This window comes from Gemmobacter megaterium (genome assembly GCF_900156815.1).
Taxonomy (GTDB): domain Bacteria; phylum Pseudomonadota; class Alphaproteobacteria; order Rhodobacterales; family Rhodobacteraceae; genus Wagnerdoeblera; species Wagnerdoeblera megaterium.
Map to the genome: position 1 here is coordinate 832,523 of NZ_FTOT01000001.1, position 16,016 is coordinate 848,538.

The 16,016-nt window shown below is 65.1% G+C and carries 18 protein-coding genes and 1 tRNA gene; 7 read left to right on the forward strand and 12 right to left on the reverse strand.

Annotation, left to right across the window (positions count from 1 at the left end):
* Positions 1-11: 11 nt before the first annotated feature.
* Positions 12-170, reverse strand: a complete 159-nt coding sequence (locus BW970_RS20500; RefSeq protein ID WP_144038862.1) for an Arc domain-containing protein — start codon at positions 168-170, stop codon at positions 12-14.
* Positions 171-241: 71 nt separating this feature from the next.
* Between BW970_RS20500 and BW970_RS03980 the strand changes: the two genes are divergently transcribed.
* Positions 242-607: a hypothetical protein gene (locus BW970_RS03980; protein WP_144038863.1), complete on the forward strand. Its 366-nt coding sequence runs from the start codon at positions 242-244 to the stop codon at positions 605-607.
* Here BW970_RS03980 and BW970_RS03985 read toward each other — a convergent pair.
* From BW970_RS03985 to BW970_RS04010, 7 genes are all read right to left on the reverse strand, one after another.
* Positions 604-2,385: a phage terminase large subunit family protein gene (locus BW970_RS03985; protein ID WP_076528879.1), complete on the reverse strand. Its 1,782-nt coding sequence runs from the start codon at positions 2,383-2,385 to the stop codon at positions 604-606. The genes BW970_RS03980 and BW970_RS03985 overlap by 4 nt on opposite strands.
* Complete coding sequence (locus tag BW970_RS03990; RefSeq protein WP_076528882.1) at positions 2,372-2,866, reverse strand: DNA packaging protein; 495 nt, start codon at positions 2,864-2,866, stop codon at positions 2,372-2,374. Before BW970_RS03990 ends, BW970_RS03985 begins: the two co-directional genes overlap by 14 nt.
* 92 nt (positions 2,867-2,958) lie before the next feature.
* Positions 2,959-3,258, reverse strand: coding sequence for a hypothetical protein (locus tag BW970_RS03995; protein ID WP_076528884.1), 300 nt, complete (start codon positions 3,256-3,258; stop codon positions 2,959-2,961).
* Positions 3,255-3,428, reverse strand: a complete 174-nt coding sequence (locus BW970_RS20705) for a hypothetical protein (protein WP_159441415.1) — start codon at positions 3,426-3,428, stop codon at positions 3,255-3,257. Before BW970_RS20705 ends, BW970_RS03995 begins: the two co-directional genes overlap by 4 nt.
* Before the next feature lie 143 nt (positions 3,429-3,571).
* On the reverse strand, positions 3,572-4,747 hold the full coding sequence (locus tag BW970_RS04000; protein WP_076528886.1) for an AAA family ATPase: 1,176 nt from the start codon (positions 4,745-4,747) through the stop codon (positions 3,572-3,574).
* Positions 4,744-5,184 carry a hypothetical protein gene (locus BW970_RS21030; RefSeq protein WP_229740434.1) on the reverse strand — a complete coding sequence of 147 codons (441 nt, stop codon included), beginning with the start codon at positions 5,182-5,184 and terminating at the stop codon, positions 4,744-4,746. The genes BW970_RS04000 and BW970_RS21030 overlap by 4 nt, the downstream gene beginning before the upstream one ends.
* A gap of 326 nt (positions 5,185-5,510) precedes the next feature.
* Positions 5,511-5,594: transfer RNA gene (locus BW970_RS04010), tRNA-Leu, on the reverse strand.
* Positions 5,595-5,839: 245 nt separating this feature from the next.
* Between BW970_RS04010 and BW970_RS04015 the strand changes: the two genes are divergently transcribed.
* Entirely contained in the window at positions 5,840-6,304 is a 465-nt protein-coding gene (locus BW970_RS04015) for a disulfide bond formation protein B (protein ID WP_076528888.1), read from the forward strand.
* A 107-nt stretch (positions 6,305-6,411) separates the two neighbouring features.
* On the opposite strand, the gene BW970_RS04020 is transcribed toward BW970_RS04015, so the two are convergent.
* Entirely contained in the window at positions 6,412-7,290 is an 879-nt protein-coding gene (locus tag BW970_RS04020) for an NAD(P)-dependent oxidoreductase (RefSeq protein ID WP_076528890.1), read from the reverse strand.
* Between the two features lie 75 nt (positions 7,291-7,365).
* Here BW970_RS04020 and BW970_RS04025 point away from each other — a divergent pair, with 75 nt between their 5' ends.
* From BW970_RS04025 to BW970_RS04040, 4 genes are all read left to right on the forward strand, one after another.
* A complete protein-coding gene (locus BW970_RS04025; protein ID WP_076528893.1) occupies positions 7,366-9,825 on the forward strand; it encodes a penicillin acylase family protein in 2,460 nt (819 codons plus the stop codon).
* 269 nt (positions 9,826-10,094) lie between these two features.
* The gene (locus tag BW970_RS04030) at positions 10,095-10,547 is read left to right on the forward strand and encodes a DUF2852 domain-containing protein (protein WP_076528895.1); all 453 of its coding nucleotides are present in this window, start codon (positions 10,095-10,097) and stop codon (positions 10,545-10,547) included.
* Between the two features lie 72 nt (positions 10,548-10,619).
* A complete protein-coding gene (locus BW970_RS04035; RefSeq protein ID WP_229740435.1) occupies positions 10,620-11,078 on the forward strand; it encodes an RDD family protein in 459 nt (152 codons plus the stop codon).
* 99 nt (positions 11,079-11,177) lie between these two features.
* The gene (locus BW970_RS04040) at positions 11,178-12,011 is read left to right on the forward strand and encodes an arginyltransferase (protein WP_076528898.1); all 834 of its coding nucleotides are present in this window, start codon (positions 11,178-11,180) and stop codon (positions 12,009-12,011) included.
* A 191-nt stretch (positions 12,012-12,202) separates the two neighbouring features.
* Here BW970_RS04040 and BW970_RS04045 read toward each other — a convergent pair whose 3' ends face one another.
* Together BW970_RS04045 and BW970_RS04050 are read right to left on the reverse strand one after the other, a co-directional pair.
* The gene (locus tag BW970_RS04045; RefSeq protein WP_076528902.1) at positions 12,203-12,628 is read right to left on the reverse strand and encodes a cell division protein ZapA; all 426 of its coding nucleotides are present in this window, start codon (positions 12,626-12,628) and stop codon (positions 12,203-12,205) included.
* On the reverse strand, positions 12,621-13,172 hold the full coding sequence (locus BW970_RS04050) for a hypothetical protein (protein WP_076528904.1): 552 nt from the start codon (positions 13,170-13,172) through the stop codon (positions 12,621-12,623). Before BW970_RS04050 ends, BW970_RS04045 begins: the two co-directional genes overlap by 8 nt.
* Before the next feature lie 188 nt (positions 13,173-13,360).
* On the opposite strand from BW970_RS04050, the gene tkt reads away from it, so the two are divergent.
* Entirely contained in the window at positions 13,361-15,382 is a 2,022-nt protein-coding gene (gene tkt, locus BW970_RS04055) for a transketolase (protein WP_076528906.1), read from the forward strand.
* Between the two features lie 107 nt (positions 15,383-15,489).
* On the opposite strand, the gene BW970_RS04060 is transcribed toward tkt, so the two are convergent.
* Entirely contained in the window at positions 15,490-15,948 is a 459-nt protein-coding gene (locus BW970_RS04060) for a carboxymuconolactone decarboxylase family protein (RefSeq protein ID WP_076528908.1), read from the reverse strand.
* Positions 15,949-16,016 lie beyond the last annotated feature (68 nt).

Here is a 16,016-nt window from a genome sequence, read left to right on the forward strand (position 1 = left end):
GGCTCCTCGGGTCAGGTGGAGGGGTTCAGGTCTTCGGCGCGGGCCATGGCGGCGCGCAAACAAGCGACAACTTCAGCGCCTTGGGAGCGGATGTTCTTCTTCGCCTCGCACTCAAGCCATATCTTCACATCAGGCGGCAGGTTCAGCTTGAATTGGATCGCTTCTTGCATGGCGTCTGACCTTGGACATTTTATGTCCGTCATTTATGGACAATAAATGTCCGTAGCGTCAAGGACAATTTTTGTCCATTCTGACCTCCATGAAGGAAGATTCGCTAGTCCAGTTCAAACTCATGCTTCCCGCAGCTCTAAAGGCGCGGGTCGAAACCGCTGCTAAGGAAAATCGTCGCAGTCTCTCTCAGGAAATCGTCGGCACGCTGGAAGAGAAGTATCCCAGCCGCGACACCATGATCGCGGAAATTGAGGCAAAGCTCAAAGATCTGCGGCAGATGGAAGCGGAGGGTCGTATGCAGTTCCGCGATGCAGAAGGCAACCTCTTGTCTACCGACGAAGTTGTGCAAGCCCTGTTCAATGGGTTGGCCTCTGCAAAAGATGCGAATGTCCCGTTCCCGAAGCCATGGTTCACCATCGAGAAGCCTTCGCGCTAACGCCGCTGCATCCAGCTTGACGCAAGCACCGGCTTTTTCGCCACCACCAGCGGCTCTGCCCGCGACAGGGCATCGCGGCGGCTTTCGGGGTTGATCGTCACCACCTGGCGCGCGGCAAAGGCATAGACGGTGCAGTCCAGCGCCTCGGCCCGCCGCCCAGGGATGCGCACAAAGCTGCGCACCGGCTGGCCCCTGGCATAGCGCACCACCGCCCGCTCGGACGCTGCCTGTTCAAACCAGACAGCGGGCAGCGTGTCGGAAAACCGCATCAGCGCCGGGCGGGGGAAGCGGGCGAAGAGCTGCCCTTTCACCGTGTCAACGCCCACGATCCACAGCCGCGCGCCGGTCTTGGTCGTGGACCCTGCCCGCTCGATCATCGGGCGGTTGCCGGGCGCCCCCTTGATCGCCAGCACCTTGCGCCGGGTGCGCGGGGTGCAGAAGGCGGTGACGCGGTGCATGGACGTGCCGTCGCCCGCATCCACCGCCGCCGCGTCAATCGCCATGCGCCCGCCCAGCAGGTGCGGGAAGCGTTCCTGCAACAGCTCGTCCAGGGCCGCCCAGGTTTCCTCGGCATCGTATGGCCCCCAGATGACACGATGCCCCAGAATCAGCGCGCAGCCCGATTCCGTCCAGCCGCAATAGGTCAGTTCCAGTCGGTCGTGCTGGACGTCGCAGCCCACGGTCAGCACCAGCACCTCTGCCGGGATCAGGTCGAGGTTGAAGGATTCGGCCCGCGCCGCCATTCCGGTTTCGTCCAGCTCTTCGCCATCGTTGCGCCAGCCCTGGCCAAGGATGGTGTTGACGAAGGTTTGCAGGGTGCTGGGATCATCCTTGGCGGCGACGAATTCCACCGCCAGCTTGGCCCATGCGGCGTTGGCATGAAGCGACACCAGGGCATTGAGGCGAAAGCCCGCATGGCCCGCAACCTCGGGGCGGGTGGCCCGCCACTGGCCCGCCGCGACCATGGCAGGCTTGTGCCGTTCCTCGATCTCGGCTGCGCAATGCGGGCAGCGCCAGCGGGCGGTTTCGGGGGCGCCTTCGTCCCAGGTGATCGCGTCCCAGGTGATTTCCTCGAAGGTGCCGCAGTTGGGGCAAGGCACCTCGAACACCCGCATGTCGGACTGTGCATAGGCGCGCAGCACATGGCTGGTTTCCTCGTGAACCGGGGTGCTGCCCAGCACGATCTTGCGGTCCGGGAACGACAGGGTGCGGCGTTCGGCAAGCAGGATGGGCGAACCTTCGGACGTGGCTTCCATGCCGTCTGCCTCGTCAATGAACAGCAGCCGCACGTTGTGGCGCCGCAGGTTCCGGGGCGCCTTGGCAGCCACCACCTTGAGCGACCCGCCGGGGAAGCGGCGTGACAGCAGGGTGTTGCGTCCGGCTTCGTCCAGGTCACCAGACAGGGCCGCCGCGACGGCAGGCGATGCCCCGAAGATCGGTTCAACGTCGCTGACCACATAGTCCCGGCAATCGGCCTCAGCAGGCAGCAAGCACAGAATCGGGGCGGGGTCATTGGCAACGAAGCTGGCGACAGCGGACGTCAGAAGGGTTGTGAAGCCCACCCGCACCGGCTTGACCAGGGTAACGCGCTCGATCAGCGGATCGCCAATGGCATCGGCAATTTCGCGCTGGAAGGGCCACAGCCGCACAAGGCCGGGTTGGCTGGACACGCCATCGGGCAGGTGAACTTCGCGCTCGATCCATTCCGACAGGCGCAGCCGGGGCGGCGGCAGAAGGGCGCGCAGGGCCTCGGCCCGGATCGTCTCAATGGTCGCCATGGGCCAGCCCTTCCAGCGTTGCGCGGATCTCGGCATCCAGCACCGCCACTTCGGCGGCAGTCAGTTGCGGCAGCGCGGCCCGCACCCGCGACGGCACCGCCAGCACCCCGGCCCGCACCTTGCGCAGCACCTCGAACCATTCGCGGCTGACGTCAGCGGCGGGCACCAGCTCGCCCCGCAGCGCGGCGTTTTTCAAGGCCACGGCGTCGGCTTGTTCCCGCGCCAGCCGCGCCCGTTCGGCGGTCAGGTTCACGGTCTGCTCTTCCCCGCCCCGGCCCGAGGCAACGCCGCGAAGATGCTGGACATAGGCCCGCACCGTCGCAGCAAGGTCGTAGGCGTCGTGCCCGAGGTGAACCGCGATGCCGCGCTTCTTGAGGTCGGTCAGCGCGCCCGAGGTCAGCGCCAGCAGGTCGCACAGGTCTTTCCCGCCGACCCGGTGAACCCTCTCGCCTTCCAATCCCAATTCGTCCAGGATGCGCACTGTTCTTATCCCCTTGATTTTCTTTGCATAGCTTCAAATGCCGGGGTGCGAATTACCCGCACCGCAGGCTTGCCGGAAGGACCCGCGCCCGGTCACGCCCGCCCCGCAGGCGGGCGCATGGCCAGTGAAGCAGCGTGCAACGAGGGCAGGTTCTCGACCCGCTCCGCCGCCTGGCGAAACATGACAGCCGCCTGCGGCCCACCCAGAAGCAAGGTCACCGTTGCGACGATCTGCCCATGTGCCCCAGCGGCGATGCATTCGGGCGGATAGCCGGTGATTGCCTGGAAGTCGGCCAGCATCCGGGCCACCATGTCTGCCGCCTCGTTCGCCATGTCCTGTCTGGTCTTGTCCGTCATCGTCTTGGCCTTTCCTTGGTCCGGTCGGTTGATCATCCTTGCGCCACCTTCGCCAGCTTGCGCAGTTCCCAAGCAATCTCGCTGCGCTCCTCGAAGAACCGTTCGGGGTTGCTGTGAGACACCATCAGCCGCAGCACCCGCGCCGCTAGCGCTTCGATCCGGTCGGGCACCGGAATAGGCTTGTGCCGCACGCCCAAGGGCGGCACGCAATAATCCCTTTCTTTAGAAAGGGAGGGGGTTTGCGCACCGGAGTTCGCGGGGAGTTCGCGGGGGTTTGCGCGCATAGGTCGCGGGGGTTTGCGCAGCCCATTTTTGGAGTTCGCGGGGAGTTCGCGGGGGTTTGCGCACATCACTTCGCCTCCTGAATGACAGTGGTTTTCTTCCGGTGCCGATCAACTTCAACGTCCCGGATCATGCCTTGTGTGAACAGGCGTTCCATCGCATCAGCGAAAGCGGGCTTGGTAATTCCCTCGGCTTCTGGGTGTGCTGCGAAGATCGTAGGCGCGAAGTATCGGCCCGCACGGCTGTTCACATCGCGGCCTTGTTCCGTGTAAATGCGCAGCAACTCTAGGAATTTCCGCATGGCCTTGCTGCGCTGCGCGCTGCGGTCCAGTCCGGTTTCCGCCTCGTCGGCAACGAACACGCCATCGCGCCACCTCAGAGCGATCTCCGTGCCCTTGCGGCCAAAGTTCGCCTTCATGGTGGACAGGACGCGGAAGTCCGGGTCTGGCTCTTCCTCCCCCTGGAACACGCGGTGCAGGAATAGCCGGGAACGCACCTTGCTATTCCATGCCGTCGATCCGCCATCACCGCTGCCTGAGGCAAGGCCGCTGCGCGATGGGTGCGCAAGCAACAGGACAGCGCAGTCATGCCGGATCGCCAGCCCGATCAGGATGCCCACGAATTGGGTAACATGTGCCCGGTCGTTCTCATTGCCGGGGAACAGGTCGGCAAGTGTGTCCAGCACCAGAAGCGCCGGGTGCTGTTCGGCTATGACTGCATCTAGTTCGCTGTAAAGGGCCGATCTGCGCAGGACTCCAGAGCGAGGGTTCAGCGTTGCCAGCAAGGCGTCCTCGCCCGCAAGGCTGCGGAATGTCAGCCGGTCGAGATCCGCGAAAGTCCTGCCCTCGGCATCCAGAATGGCGGCAAAGCGGCGGTGCAATTCGTCGTCGTCATCCTCGGCACTCAGGAACACCACAGGCCCGCTGGTGACATCGCGGCCAAGCCATTTTCCGCCCGTCACGACTGCCACGGCCAGTTGCTTTGCCAGCAAGGATTTGCCTGTGCCTCCGTCGCCATAGAGGGCTGTAACAACATGCTGCGGGATCAGGTCGGGCACCAACCAGCACCGGGGCGGGATGGGCTTGCCGTCCAGCTCGGCGGCAGACCGAAACCGGCTCTTGCGCCCGCCTGGCGAAGCCGGGGGCTGTGCTCTTGCATCGCGCGGTCGGTTCCTGAATTCCGCAAGATCGGTCACATTCGGCGGAACCGGGATCAGATCATCAAAGGGGTCTTTGTCGCTCATTGCGCGGCCCCCTGAATTGCCCCGCTCGGATCCACCCGCCGCAGGAACGCCCGTTGATCAGCAACCGGCAGCGCCCGCCACAGACGCACCAGCAGGGCCTTGCGGGCGTTCACTTTCAAGGCATCATCGCCCAGGCGGTCGAGGCAGGCGCGCAGATAGGCCAGCAACTCGAAGGGCGCGGCAAAGCTTGCCCAGGATGCCGCCTCGGCCTCAATGGCCAGCAGATGCGGCACAGGGCTGCCCGCGCGCAGGTCTGCCAGCGCAGCAGACATGATGAATACCGCATCGTCGCGGTCACATTCTGCAATCGCAGCGCAAAGCCGTGTTGCCGAAGCGGCGCGATTCCGGTAGGTTTCCGTCTTGAAGATCGCTTTTCCGAAAGCTGCCCCGGTTGCGCCCGCCAGCGCGCCGGGGTTTTTCTTTTTCAGCCCGTCCACGGGGTGATTTTTGTCTTTACAAGAACCGGCATTGTTCCCGCCATGTTCGCCATTTGATCCATAGCGATTGGAAAACCCATCATATTGATTAGAAAGGGAAATGTCTGTTTCCGGCAGAAACCTGCACTTCATTCCCGAACATGATCATCCGGCCTGCGCGCCCGTCCCTGCATCGGTTTTCGGTGTGCAGAGATCGTTCTGCATCTGGCAGGGCGGTGTGCGGCAGGTTTTGCAGCTTGTGCCACAGCCCTGCCCGAGAATCGCTATGGACCCGGCGTCTTAGGGGTGGGAACAAGCCGACGGTATCGGTCACACTGGCAGGGTGATGGTGCGGGCGGTCGGATTCGAACCGACACTCCTTGCGGAAGCAGAGTTTGAGTCTGCCGCGTCTACCGTTCCGCCACGCCCGCACATTCCGCAATCCATGGTAGACACGGGAACCCCCGCTGGACTGACGGCACATCTTCGGCAAGGGCACCTTGCCTGACGATCCCGCACCGAGGCGCGATCTGATGCCTCCTCTAGCGTTGCGCGGGGGCGTCGTCAATCGCCCTTGCGCGTGCACCGTTCCGTGATGGGCCATGCGGTGCGGTCGGGCTTGATGTTCTGCCGCACCACGCCCATTACTGCCGCAGATCATCACCTGGGGCCACGCATGACACGCCAACGCCTGATACTTGCCGCTGCGGGCGGCTCTGCGGCCCTGCTGCTCGGGGCGGTCTGGTTCCAGTATGTCCTGGGCCTGTTCCCCTGCGCGCTGTGCATCTGGCAGCGCTGGCCGCATCTGGCCGCCGTGGTGCTGGGCGCGCTGGGGCTGAAGGTGCCGGGGCGCGTCATTCCGGCACTCGGGATGCTGGCGGTGCTGATCTCGGCCGGGATCGGCGGCTTTCACGTCGGGGTCGAACAGGGCTGGTGGGCCGGTCTGGAAAGCTGCTCGGGACAGGGACTGGCAGGCATGTCCGCCGCAACACTGCTCGACCCGCTGGCCGACGCGCCCGAACCCGTGCGCTGTGATCAGGTGGCCTGGAGCCTGCTGGGACTTTCCATGGCCGGGTGGAACGTTCTGGCCAGCCTGGCGCTGGCGGCGATCTGGTGGAGGGCGGCGCGCAAACCGGCCTGACGAGGCATTTCGGCACGGCACGTTTCACGGGATCCAAAGCCCCGTTGGCTGACAGCGCGCAAGGGGCGCGAGGGGCGTAGCGGCCCCTCGCATCCCCCAGGCAGGAGTCAGCCCCGATCCATCGCACGGAGCCGCGCGATCAGGCTTGATGTATCCCAGCGCCCGCCGCCCATGCGCTGCACATCCTTGTAATACTGGTCGATCAGCGCAGTTCCCGGCAGGCTGGCCCCGATCTGGTCAGCGGTGTCCAGACAGATGCCCAGATCCTTGCGCATCCAGTCAACGGCAAAGCCGAAATCGAAACGGTCCTCCAGCATGGTCTTGTGGCGGTTGACCATCTGCCAGCTTCCGGCCGCGCCCCCCTGGATGACATCGACCACCGCCGCACCGTCAAGCCCGGCTTTCTCGGCGAAATGCAGCGCCTCGGCCAGCCCTTGCACCAGCCCGGCGATGCAGATCTGGTTGACCATCTTGGTCAACTGCCCTGCCCCGCTGTCGCCCAACCGGCGCACGGTGCGCCCATAGGCCATCATCACCGGCTCTGCGGCGGCATACTGTGCTTCGCCCCCGCCGCACATGATGGACAGCACGCCATTCTCGGCCCCGGCCTGACCGCCCGACACCGGCGCATCGACAAAGCCGATGCCCTGCCCCTTTGCCAAATCATACATCTCGCGCGTGACCTGCGCCGATACCGTCGTGTGATCCACAAAGATCGCGCCCTGTGCCATACCGGCAAAGGCGCCGTCCGGCCCGGTGCACACCTGCCGCAAATCGTCGTCATTGCCGACACAGGCCATCACGAATTCGGCACCTGTCGCGGCCTCGCGCGCGGTCAATGCGGCGGCGCCGCCATGCCGCTCCACCCAGGTTGCGGCCTTGGCGGCCGTGCGATTCCACACCGTCACCTGATGCCCCTTGGCCACCAGATGCCCCGCCATCGGAAAGCCCATTACCCCCAGACCCAGAAATGCGACCCGTGCCATGCCTTCCCCCTGCTTTCGCTTTCGTCTACCTTCCCGCAATCCGTTACCCTGCCCCGACGCCGGAGCAAAGCCCCAATGCCCACCACCTTCCGCTGGCTTCTTCGCATCTTCACCGCCCTGGTGGTCGTGATGCTGCTTGTTCTGGTCTTTCTGTGGACGGTGCTCAGCCGTTCGATCCCGGATTACAGCGCCACCTGGCGGGTGCAGGGTATTTCCGGCCCGATGGAGATCGTGCGCAACAATGCCAATGTGCCGCATATCTTCGGCCCGACGGACGAGGATGTGTTCTTCGGTCTTGGCTTTGCCCATGCGCAGGACCGGCTGTGGCAGATGACGCTGATGCGGCGCACGGCACAGGGCCGGTTGTCCGAGATTTTCGGCGCCCGCACCGCCCGTATCGACGAATTGCTACGGCGGCTCGATCTTTACACGCTGGCCACCCAGTCCGTTGCCGCGCAAGACCCCGAGACACTTGCCGCGCTGGAAGCCTATGCGCGCGGCGTCAACGCCTGGCTTTCGCAGGTCAACGAAGGTGCACTGGGGCGCGGCGCGCCGGAGTTCTTTCTGTTCGATCCGCAGATCGCGGTGTGGCAACCGGCCGATTCCATTGCCATCATGAAGCTGATGGGGCTGCAACTGTCGGCCCATCTGGAATCCGAGGTGCTGCGCGCCCGCGTCTCGATGCTGCTGCGGCAGGACCGTCTGCGCGATCTGTTGCCCGACGATCCGGGCCAGGGGGTCGCGGCGGTGCCGGATTTCGCCAGCCTGTTCCCCGGTGTGGTGCCCAGCCAGGCGCCGTTGCGGATTGCCGAGGACCGGCTCAGCCCCTTCCCGCGCCTGCCCTTTGCCGGGGCCTCGAACGCCTGGGCTGCGGCACCGGGGCGAGCGGCGGCGGGCGGGTCGCTGCTGGCCAACGACCCCCATCTTGGCCTCAGCGCGCCGACCATCTGGTACCTGGCGCGGCTTGAGTTGCAATCGGGCGGCATCATCGGCGGCACCATTCCGGGAATGCCCGTCCTGCTGGCCGGGCGGTCCGAAGGCTTCGGCTGGGCGCTGACCTCCAGCTATCTCGACGATCAGGATGTGTTCATCGAAAAGCTCAATCCCGATGCGGCAGAGGAATATTTGACCCCAGAGGGCTGGAAACGGTTCGAGACCCGCCGCTCCATCGTCACGATCAAGGATGCCGAACCGCTGACCCTGACCCTGCGCTGGACCGAGAATGGCCCGGTTCTGCCCGGTGCCCACTACGATCTGGCAAGTGTCACACCGCCCGGCCATGTCACCTCGCTGGGCTGGACCGTGCTGGACCCCGCCGACCGTTCGATGACCGCCGCGCTGCGCCTGATGCGGGCGCAAACCGTCGCCGAAGGGATCACCGCCGGGGGCGATTTCACCGCGCCATCTCAGAATGTCACGCTGGCCGATCGCGACGGGATCGCCATGGTCACCATCGGCAAGATGCCGCGCCGCGACCCGCGCCACCAGACCCAGGGGCGGATGCCGTCGCCCGGCTGGCTGGCCGAAAACCGCTGGCAGGGGATGCTGCCCTACGAGTCGAATCCGCGCTTTGTCGCGCCGACCAGCGGGATTCTGGGCAATACCAACAACAAGACAACCGAACGGCCCTTTCCCGAACATGTCAGCTTTGAATGGGGCGACACCCAGCGCATCCAGCGCTGGCTGCGCCTGATGCGGATGCGCGATGTGCACACCCGCGAAAGCTTTATCGAGGCGCAACTGGACACCGTCAGCCCGGTGGCCCGCACGCTGCTGCCGCTGATCGGGGCCGAACTGTGGTTCACCGGCGAACCCGCGCCCACCGGCACACCGGACCATCGCCGCCAGCGCGCGCTGGCCATGCTGGCCGAATGGAACGGCGAGATGAACGAGCATCTGCCCGAACCCCTGATCGCCATGACATGGCTGCGCGTGTTGCAGGACAAGCTGATCCGCGACGAACTGGGCCCGCTGGCCGACGACTTCAGCCATATTCAGCCCGTCTTTCTGGAGCGCGTCTATCAAAACACCGACGGCGCCGCGAAATGGTGCGACATCATCCAGTCGTCGCCCGTGGAAACTTGCGCCGACATTGCCCGCATCGCGCTGGACGAAGCCTTGCTGCGCCTGACCGAGCGCTATGGCAGCACCATCGAAAGCTGGCGCTGGGGTGACGCGCATCAGGCGATCCATGACCATGCGACGCTGGGTGAGGTGCCGGTGCTGAAATACCTGGTCAACATCCGCCAATCCACCTCGGGCGGCGACTTCACGCTGCTGCGCGGGCGGACCTCAGGCAAGGATCCCGACCCGTTCCAGAACGTTCATGGCGCAGGGTATCGCGGCGTCTATGATTTCGCCGATCCCGACAGTTCGGTCTTCATCACCTCGACCGGGCAATCGGGCCATCCGTTCAGCCGGTTCTACGACAACCTTGGCGAACTCTGGCGGCGCGGCGAATATATTCCGATGTCCCTGGACACCGGACTGGCCAAAGCGGCGGCCGTCGGCATCACCAGGCTGAACCCCCGCTGACCCGGCGGCACGATCCGCCCGATACGTGCCGGATACCCCCTGCGAGCGCCGCCAAAGGCGCTTTCGCAGCACGCAGCATGGGCGCGCGATGCCGCCCAGTCGCAGGAAAATCGGCAAAATTACAGGAATTTCCAAATACTATCAGTATGTTGCAAATAATTCTTCCCCGATGTGAATTTCATTAACATGCCCTCTTGAATCCTGCCGCCATCATGACAATCTTGGGAATGTGAAAGACATTCACATATGCCGAACCAAGGGAGATCCGCATGACCGACTACACCCTGCCCGCCCCGCGCCGCTCTTGGATCGGTCGCGCAGAAGACTGGCTCGACAGCAAGGGCCGTGGCGCCTGGATCGCTGCGATGGTCCTGGGCTTTGTCTTCTTCTGGCCCGTCGGGCTGGCGCTCGTCGCCTATATCACCTACACCAACCGCTGGAGTGGAAAGATGTTCAAGATGTCCCGCAGCCACGGCGGCTGCCGTATGGCCCGCCACGGCATGAACGCCATGCGCCCCTCGGGCAACAGCGCCTTTGACGCTTACAAGGCCGAAACGCTGCGCCGTCTGGAAGAAGAACAGGAAGCCTTTGAATCCTTCCTCCAGCGTCTGCGCGAAGCCAAGGACAAGCAGGAATTCGACGCCTTCATGGATGACCGCGCCAAAGCCGCCCGCAGCGCCCCCAAAGAGCCTGAAACCGCCGATGGCTCGGGCAGCTACTAAGCACGCCGCACACGGCCCCACATGGTCCGGGCATATCGCCCGGACCTTTCCTTGCCAGACGGACCCCCTGCGATGACCAACATGTTCGAACCCTCGCCCGGCCTGCCCGATCCCGACCGCCAGCCCGGTTTCTATTCTGGCATCGTGGCCAAGAGGTTTTTTGCCTGGATCGTGGATCTGGTCGTGGTGTTCCTGATCACCGGCGCGATTTCCCTGGTCACCATTGTGGGACTGTTCGTCTTTCCCGCAATCTGGCTGGTTGTCGATTTCTGTTACCGCACCATCACGCTGACCAACCGCTCGGCCACCTGGGGCCACCGGCTGATGGGCATCCAGTTCCGCGACAGCACCGGGCGCAAGTTCGATCTGGGCACAGCGGGACTTCATACGCTGGGATACCTGCTGTCGATGTCGTTCCTTTTGCCGCAGATCGCCTCTGTCGTGCTGATGCTGACCGGCGCCCGCGGGCAAAGCCTGACCGATGTCGTGCTGGGATCCGCCGCGATCAACCGGCCGGCAGACACCCTGTGACACGACCGCCGGGCCTTTGTCCGCGCCCGGCCTGCACATGCCCCCTTGGCGCCACGCGCCAAGGTTGCTAGCTTCTGGCGCAAACAGAATTCCGGTCCCATGCGCCACACCCTTCCCATCGCGCCGCAGTTCTATGTGACGGCACCGCAACCCTGCCCGTACCTTGACGGGCGGATGGAGCGGAAGCTGTTCACCGCCTTGCAGGGCGAGCAATCCGAGCGGTTGAACGACACTCTGTCCAAACAGGGCTTTCGCCGCAGTCAGAATGTGCTGTACCGCCCCTCCTGCGCCGAATGTTCGGCCTGCCTGTCCGCGCGCATCAGGGTGGCCGATTTCGAACCCACCCGCACCCAGCGCCGCACGATGAAGCGCAATGCCGACCTGCGCCGCAATGCGACCAGCCCCTGGGCGACCGAGGACCAGTATGCGCTGTTCCGCCGTTACCTCGACAGCCGCCACGCCGATGGCGGCATGGCCGACATGGATGTGTTCGAATTCGCGGCCATGATCGAGGAAACCCCGATCCGCACCCGAGTCGTGGAATATTCCCGCCCGGCAGAGCCCGGCGAACAGGGGCGCCCGTTGACCGCCGTCTGCCTGACCGATGTGCTGGATGACGGGCTCAGCATGGTCTATTCGTTCTACGATCCCGACCGCCTGCACCAAAGCCTGGGCACCTGGGTGATCCTCGACCATATCCAGATCGCGCGCGAGGCTGGGCTGCCCTTCGTCTATCTGGGCTATTGGGTGCCCGGCAGCCGCAAGATGGGCTACAAGGCGCAGTTCTCGGCGCTGGAGATCTACAAGGGCGGGCGCTGGCACCCGATCGGCGACCCGAACAGCCACGAATCCACCCTGCACCCGCTGTCGGTGGATCCTATCGCGGAACAGGTCGCCCGCATCCAGTTGCCCGATGGGTTGAGCGGTCGCTGATCCGCATCCGTCCCGACGGCGCGGCCCACGTGATCTGAGCCAGATACCCTCGGGGGGGGAAACGCCCGGAAGGCGCCGGCGGCGGCAGAAATCCCCCCTATGCCGGCCTGTCCGATCCATATCCCGCAATCGTTGCCGATGCCCTGTCGCGCCGTCAGGGCCAGCCGGATCAGACCGGCCCCGAAGCCCGGTCAGCCCTGCGCCTGCGCACCATCGGACAGGGCCCCGGCGCGTTCCTCCAGCACCTGTGCCAGGGCCTCGGCCTCGGCCGCCATGCTGGCCAGACGGTCGAGCACCGCCTGCGGCACCACGGGAATCTCGACCCGCACCTCGACCGGCACCTCAACGCGCTCGGGGACCGGCGCGGGGCGCGATTCCAGATCGTGCAGCCGGGCCTCTGCGCGACGCAGTTGGTCTTCGACCCCTGCGAAACGGTCGGCCAGCATCAGCCCCGCCATCAGCAACAGCCGCGATTCGGGCATCCGCCCCGCCTGGGAAATCAGCGGCGCCGCCTCGTTGTCGAGCAAGGCCGCCGCAGCGCGCAGGAATGGCTCCTCTCCGGGCTGGCAGGCAACCTGAAAGTTCCGGCCACCGATGGAGATGTCGAGTTCAGGCATCATCCGGCTCCGTCATTGGGCTGGCAGAAAGGTCTGCGGGATCCGGGTCGTCCAGCAGCGGATCAAGCGCGGCAAGCAACAGATCCAGATCCGCCACCTCGGCCCGGCGCACCGCACGCAAGCCGTCGAGTTCGGCCTGAAGCGCGCGGTTGATCTGGCCGGCATCGGCCACCCCGCCCTCCAGCGCCTCACGCAGCGACCGCAGGGCCTCGCGCATCTGGACATTGACCATGCGCATCCGCTGCAACGCGACGGCCTGGGCGTCGATCCGGGTGGCCTGCTCGGCCAGCCGCGACTCCAGCGTCCCGTTGCTTGCCGCACGCCGTTCCCGCGCGCTGGCCAGTTCCCCGGACAGCGCGGCGTTCTGTTCCAGCGCCTCGTCCAGTGCGCGGGAAAGGCGGGCAATCTCGACTTCGGCGGCGGTATCGTTCTCGGCTTCCGGCTGACTTGCGGCGGGCGGCGGCTCCATCAGCCGGTCGCTGGCCGCGATGATGCGTGCCATGGCGGCCGAAAGGCGCCGTTCGTGGTCGTCCAGATTCTGCATGGCCTGCCCCGCCGGTTCCGTTGCTGCTCGGCTATGGGCCCATTGTGCCCGCCCCCGTCGCCCGTCGCAAGGGCCGCCGCTGCGGTTGGACCGGATTCCGCCGTTCTGCCCCCCGGAACGCTTGCAAAGGCAGGTCAGGGTGCTATCAGACGCCCAAGCCGCCCCGGCCCCAAAGACAGGAGAGCCCCGTGGACATCGCCACCCTGCGCGCCACCCACCCCGACCACTGGCAAAAGGCCACCGCGATCCGCGCCCTTGCGATGGATGCCGTGCAAGCCGCCAATTCCGGCCATCCCGGTATGCCGATGGGCATGGCCGATGTCGCCAGCGTATTGTTCGAGAACCACCTGAAATTCGATGCCAGCGCCCCACGCTGGGCCGACCGCGACCGCTTCATCCTGTCGGCGGGCCATGGGTCGATGCTGATCTATGCCCTGCTGCATCTGACCGGCTATGCCGACATGACGCTGGAGCAGATCCGCAATTTCCGCCAATGGGGCGCGATCACGGCGGGCCACCCGGAATACGGCCATGTCGCGGGGGTGGAAACCACCACCGGACCGCTGGGCCAAGGCATCTCCAACGCCGTGGGTTTTGCCATGGCCGAGGAATCGCTGCGCGCCCGCTTTGGCGCCAAGATCGTCAACCACCGCACCTGGGTGATTGCCGGGGACGGCTGCCTGATGGAGGGCATCAGCCAAGAGGCCATCGGCCTTGCCGGGATGCAGCGCCTGAAGAATCTGATCGTCCTGTGGGACAACAATGACATTTCCATCGACGGGCGCATCTCGCTGTCGGACATCACCGACCAGAAGGCCCGCTTTGCGGCCTCGGGCTGGATGGTGCTGGAGTGCGACGGCCATGATCCCGCCGATATCGACCGTGCGCTGAGCGCCGCGAAATCCTCGGACCGTCCGGTTCTGGTGGATTGCAAGACGCATATCGGCTTTGGCTCGCCCAAGAAACAGGACAGCGCCGCCGCCCATGGCTCGCCCCTTGGCGATGCAGAGATCGCGGCCACCAAGGAGATCTATGGCTGGCCGCATGGCGCCTTCGAGATCCCGGCCGATGTGAAAGCCGCCTGGGAGGCGATCGGGCGCCGCGGTGCCGCCGATCGCGCCGAATGGGAGACTCGATTCGCGGCCCTGTCGGCCGCCCGTCAGGCAGAATTCACCCGCGTGATGGCCGGTGAAGCCCCCAAAAAGCTGGGGGCTGCCGTCAAGGCGCTCAAGAAGGATCTGGCGGAAAAGCTGCCCAAGGTGGCCACCCGCAAGGCCAGCGAAATGGCGCTGGCGGTGATCAACCCCGTCATGCCCGAAACCATCGGGGGGTCGGCCGACCTGTCGGGATCGAACCTGACCAAGACCGGCGATCTGGATGTGTTCAACGCCGAGAACCGCAAGGGGCGCTACGTCCATTACGGCATCCGCGAACATGGCATGGCGGCGGCGATGAACGGCATGGCGCTGCACGGCGGGGTGCGGCCCTATGGCGGGACATTCCTGTGCTTTACCGACTACGCCCGCGGCGCGATGCGGCTGTCGGCGCTGATGGGGGTGCCGGCGATCTATGTGATGACGCATGACAGCATCGGCCTGGGCGAGGATGGCCCGACCCACCAGCCGGTGGAACATCTGGCGATCTGCCGCGCCACGCCCAACACGCTGACCTTCCGCCCTGCCGATGCGGTGGAAACCGCCGAGGCCTGGGAAATCGCGCTGAGCGAAACCGCGCGCCCGTCGGTTCTGGCGCTGAGCCGCCAAAACCTGCCGACGCTGCGCAAAGACTTTGTGGCCAAGAACCTGACGGCACAGGGCGGCTATGTGCTGGTCGAGGCGTCGGCCAAGGCGCAGGTGGTGCTGATGGCCACCGGCTCCGAAGTCGAGATCGCGGTCAAGGCCCGCGACCTGCTGGAGGCCGGTGGCGTGCCGACCCGCGTTGTCTCGATGCCGTCGATGGAACTGTTCGCGGCACAACCCGAAAGCTATCGCCGCAAGGTGCTGCCCGCCGGAACCGTGCGCATCGCCATCGAGGCGGCGCTGCGGGCCGGCGGCTGGGACCGCTGGCTGCTGGGCGAACGCGGACGTGAGGCGAAATCGGCCTTTGTCGGGATGCAGGGCTTTGGCGCCTCTGCCCCGGCGGAACGGCTTTACGCCGAATTCGGCATCACCGCCGAAGCTGTGGCGGAAAAGGCCAAGGCGCTGCTGTGATACGGCGAGCGATGAAACAAGAAAGGCCCCCCGGAAACGGGGGGCCTTTTCGTATTGGGCGCCGGGAATGTCCGCGATGCGGGGCAAGGCGGACGGTCATCGCCTTTCTATGGCTGTGCCACTTGAGCGATGGGATGTTGGGACCTGAAGCCAACGGCAAAGCGGTTCCAGGCGTTTATGGTCGTGATGATGAGCGTCAGTTCGACCCTTTCGCGATCATCGAACGCATCCGCCAGCATCTGGTAATCGGCATCAGGGGCATTCGTCGTTTCCAGCCGTGTCAGCGCCTCGGACCATGCGAGCGCCGCACGCTCTTTTGCATCAAAGACCGGGCTTTCCCGCCAGGCAGGCAAAACATCCAGTTTTTGCTGGGAAACCCCAGCCGCGCGCGCCTCGGGTGCATGTAGGTTCAGGCAATAGGCACACCCATTGATCTGCGAGACGCGCATTTTCACCAATTCTCGAATTGGCGCCGTGATGGAGAGCTTCTTGGTCGCTTCCTCCAGATCCATCATGGCCTTCATTGCGCCTGGAGCCGCGCGATAATAATTCATCCTGCCGGACAAGGTTCGTCCTCCGTGTGGTGCTCGTGACCTGGCTTACGCTGCCGCTCACTGTCCGCTGTGGACTCGAT

What these genes read in the sequence shown, in the direction of transcription:
- BW970_RS20500 (WP_144038862.1), bottom strand. Translation starts at nt 170, where the DNA reads ATGCAAGAAGCGATCCAATTCAAGCTGAACCTGCCGCCTGATGTGAAG.
- BW970_RS03985 (WP_076528879.1), bottom strand. Translation starts at nt 2,385, where the DNA reads ATGGCGACCATTGAGACGATCCGGGCCGAGGCCCTGCGCGCCCTTCTG.
- BW970_RS03995 (WP_076528884.1), bottom strand. Translation starts at nt 3,258, where the DNA reads ATGATCAACCGACCGGACCAAGGAAAGGCCAAGACGATGACGGACAAG.
- BW970_RS04000 (WP_076528886.1), bottom strand. Translation starts at nt 4,747, where the DNA reads ATGAGCGACAAAGACCCCTTTGATGATCTGATCCCGGTTCCGCCGAAT.
- BW970_RS04015 (WP_076528888.1), top strand. Translation starts at nt 5,840, where the DNA reads ATGACACGCCAACGCCTGATACTTGCCGCTGCGGGCGGCTCTGCGGCC.
- BW970_RS04020 (WP_076528890.1), bottom strand. Translation starts at nt 7,290, where the DNA reads ATGGCACGGGTCGCATTTCTGGGTCTGGGGGTAATGGGCTTTCCGATG.
- BW970_RS04025 (WP_076528893.1), top strand. Translation starts at nt 7,366, where the DNA reads ATGCCCACCACCTTCCGCTGGCTTCTTCGCATCTTCACCGCCCTGGTG.
- BW970_RS04030 (WP_076528895.1), top strand. Translation starts at nt 10,095, where the DNA reads ATGACCGACTACACCCTGCCCGCCCCGCGCCGCTCTTGGATCGGTCGC.
- BW970_RS04035 (WP_229740435.1), top strand. Translation starts at nt 10,620, where the DNA reads ATGACCAACATGTTCGAACCCTCGCCCGGCCTGCCCGATCCCGACCGC.
- BW970_RS04040 (WP_076528898.1), top strand. Translation starts at nt 11,178, where the DNA reads ATGCGCCACACCCTTCCCATCGCGCCGCAGTTCTATGTGACGGCACCG.
- BW970_RS04045 (WP_076528902.1), bottom strand. Translation starts at nt 12,628, where the DNA reads ATGCCTGAACTCGACATCTCCATCGGTGGCCGGAACTTTCAGGTTGCC.
- BW970_RS04050 (WP_076528904.1), bottom strand. Translation starts at nt 13,172, where the DNA reads ATGCAGAATCTGGACGACCACGAACGGCGCCTTTCGGCCGCCATGGCA.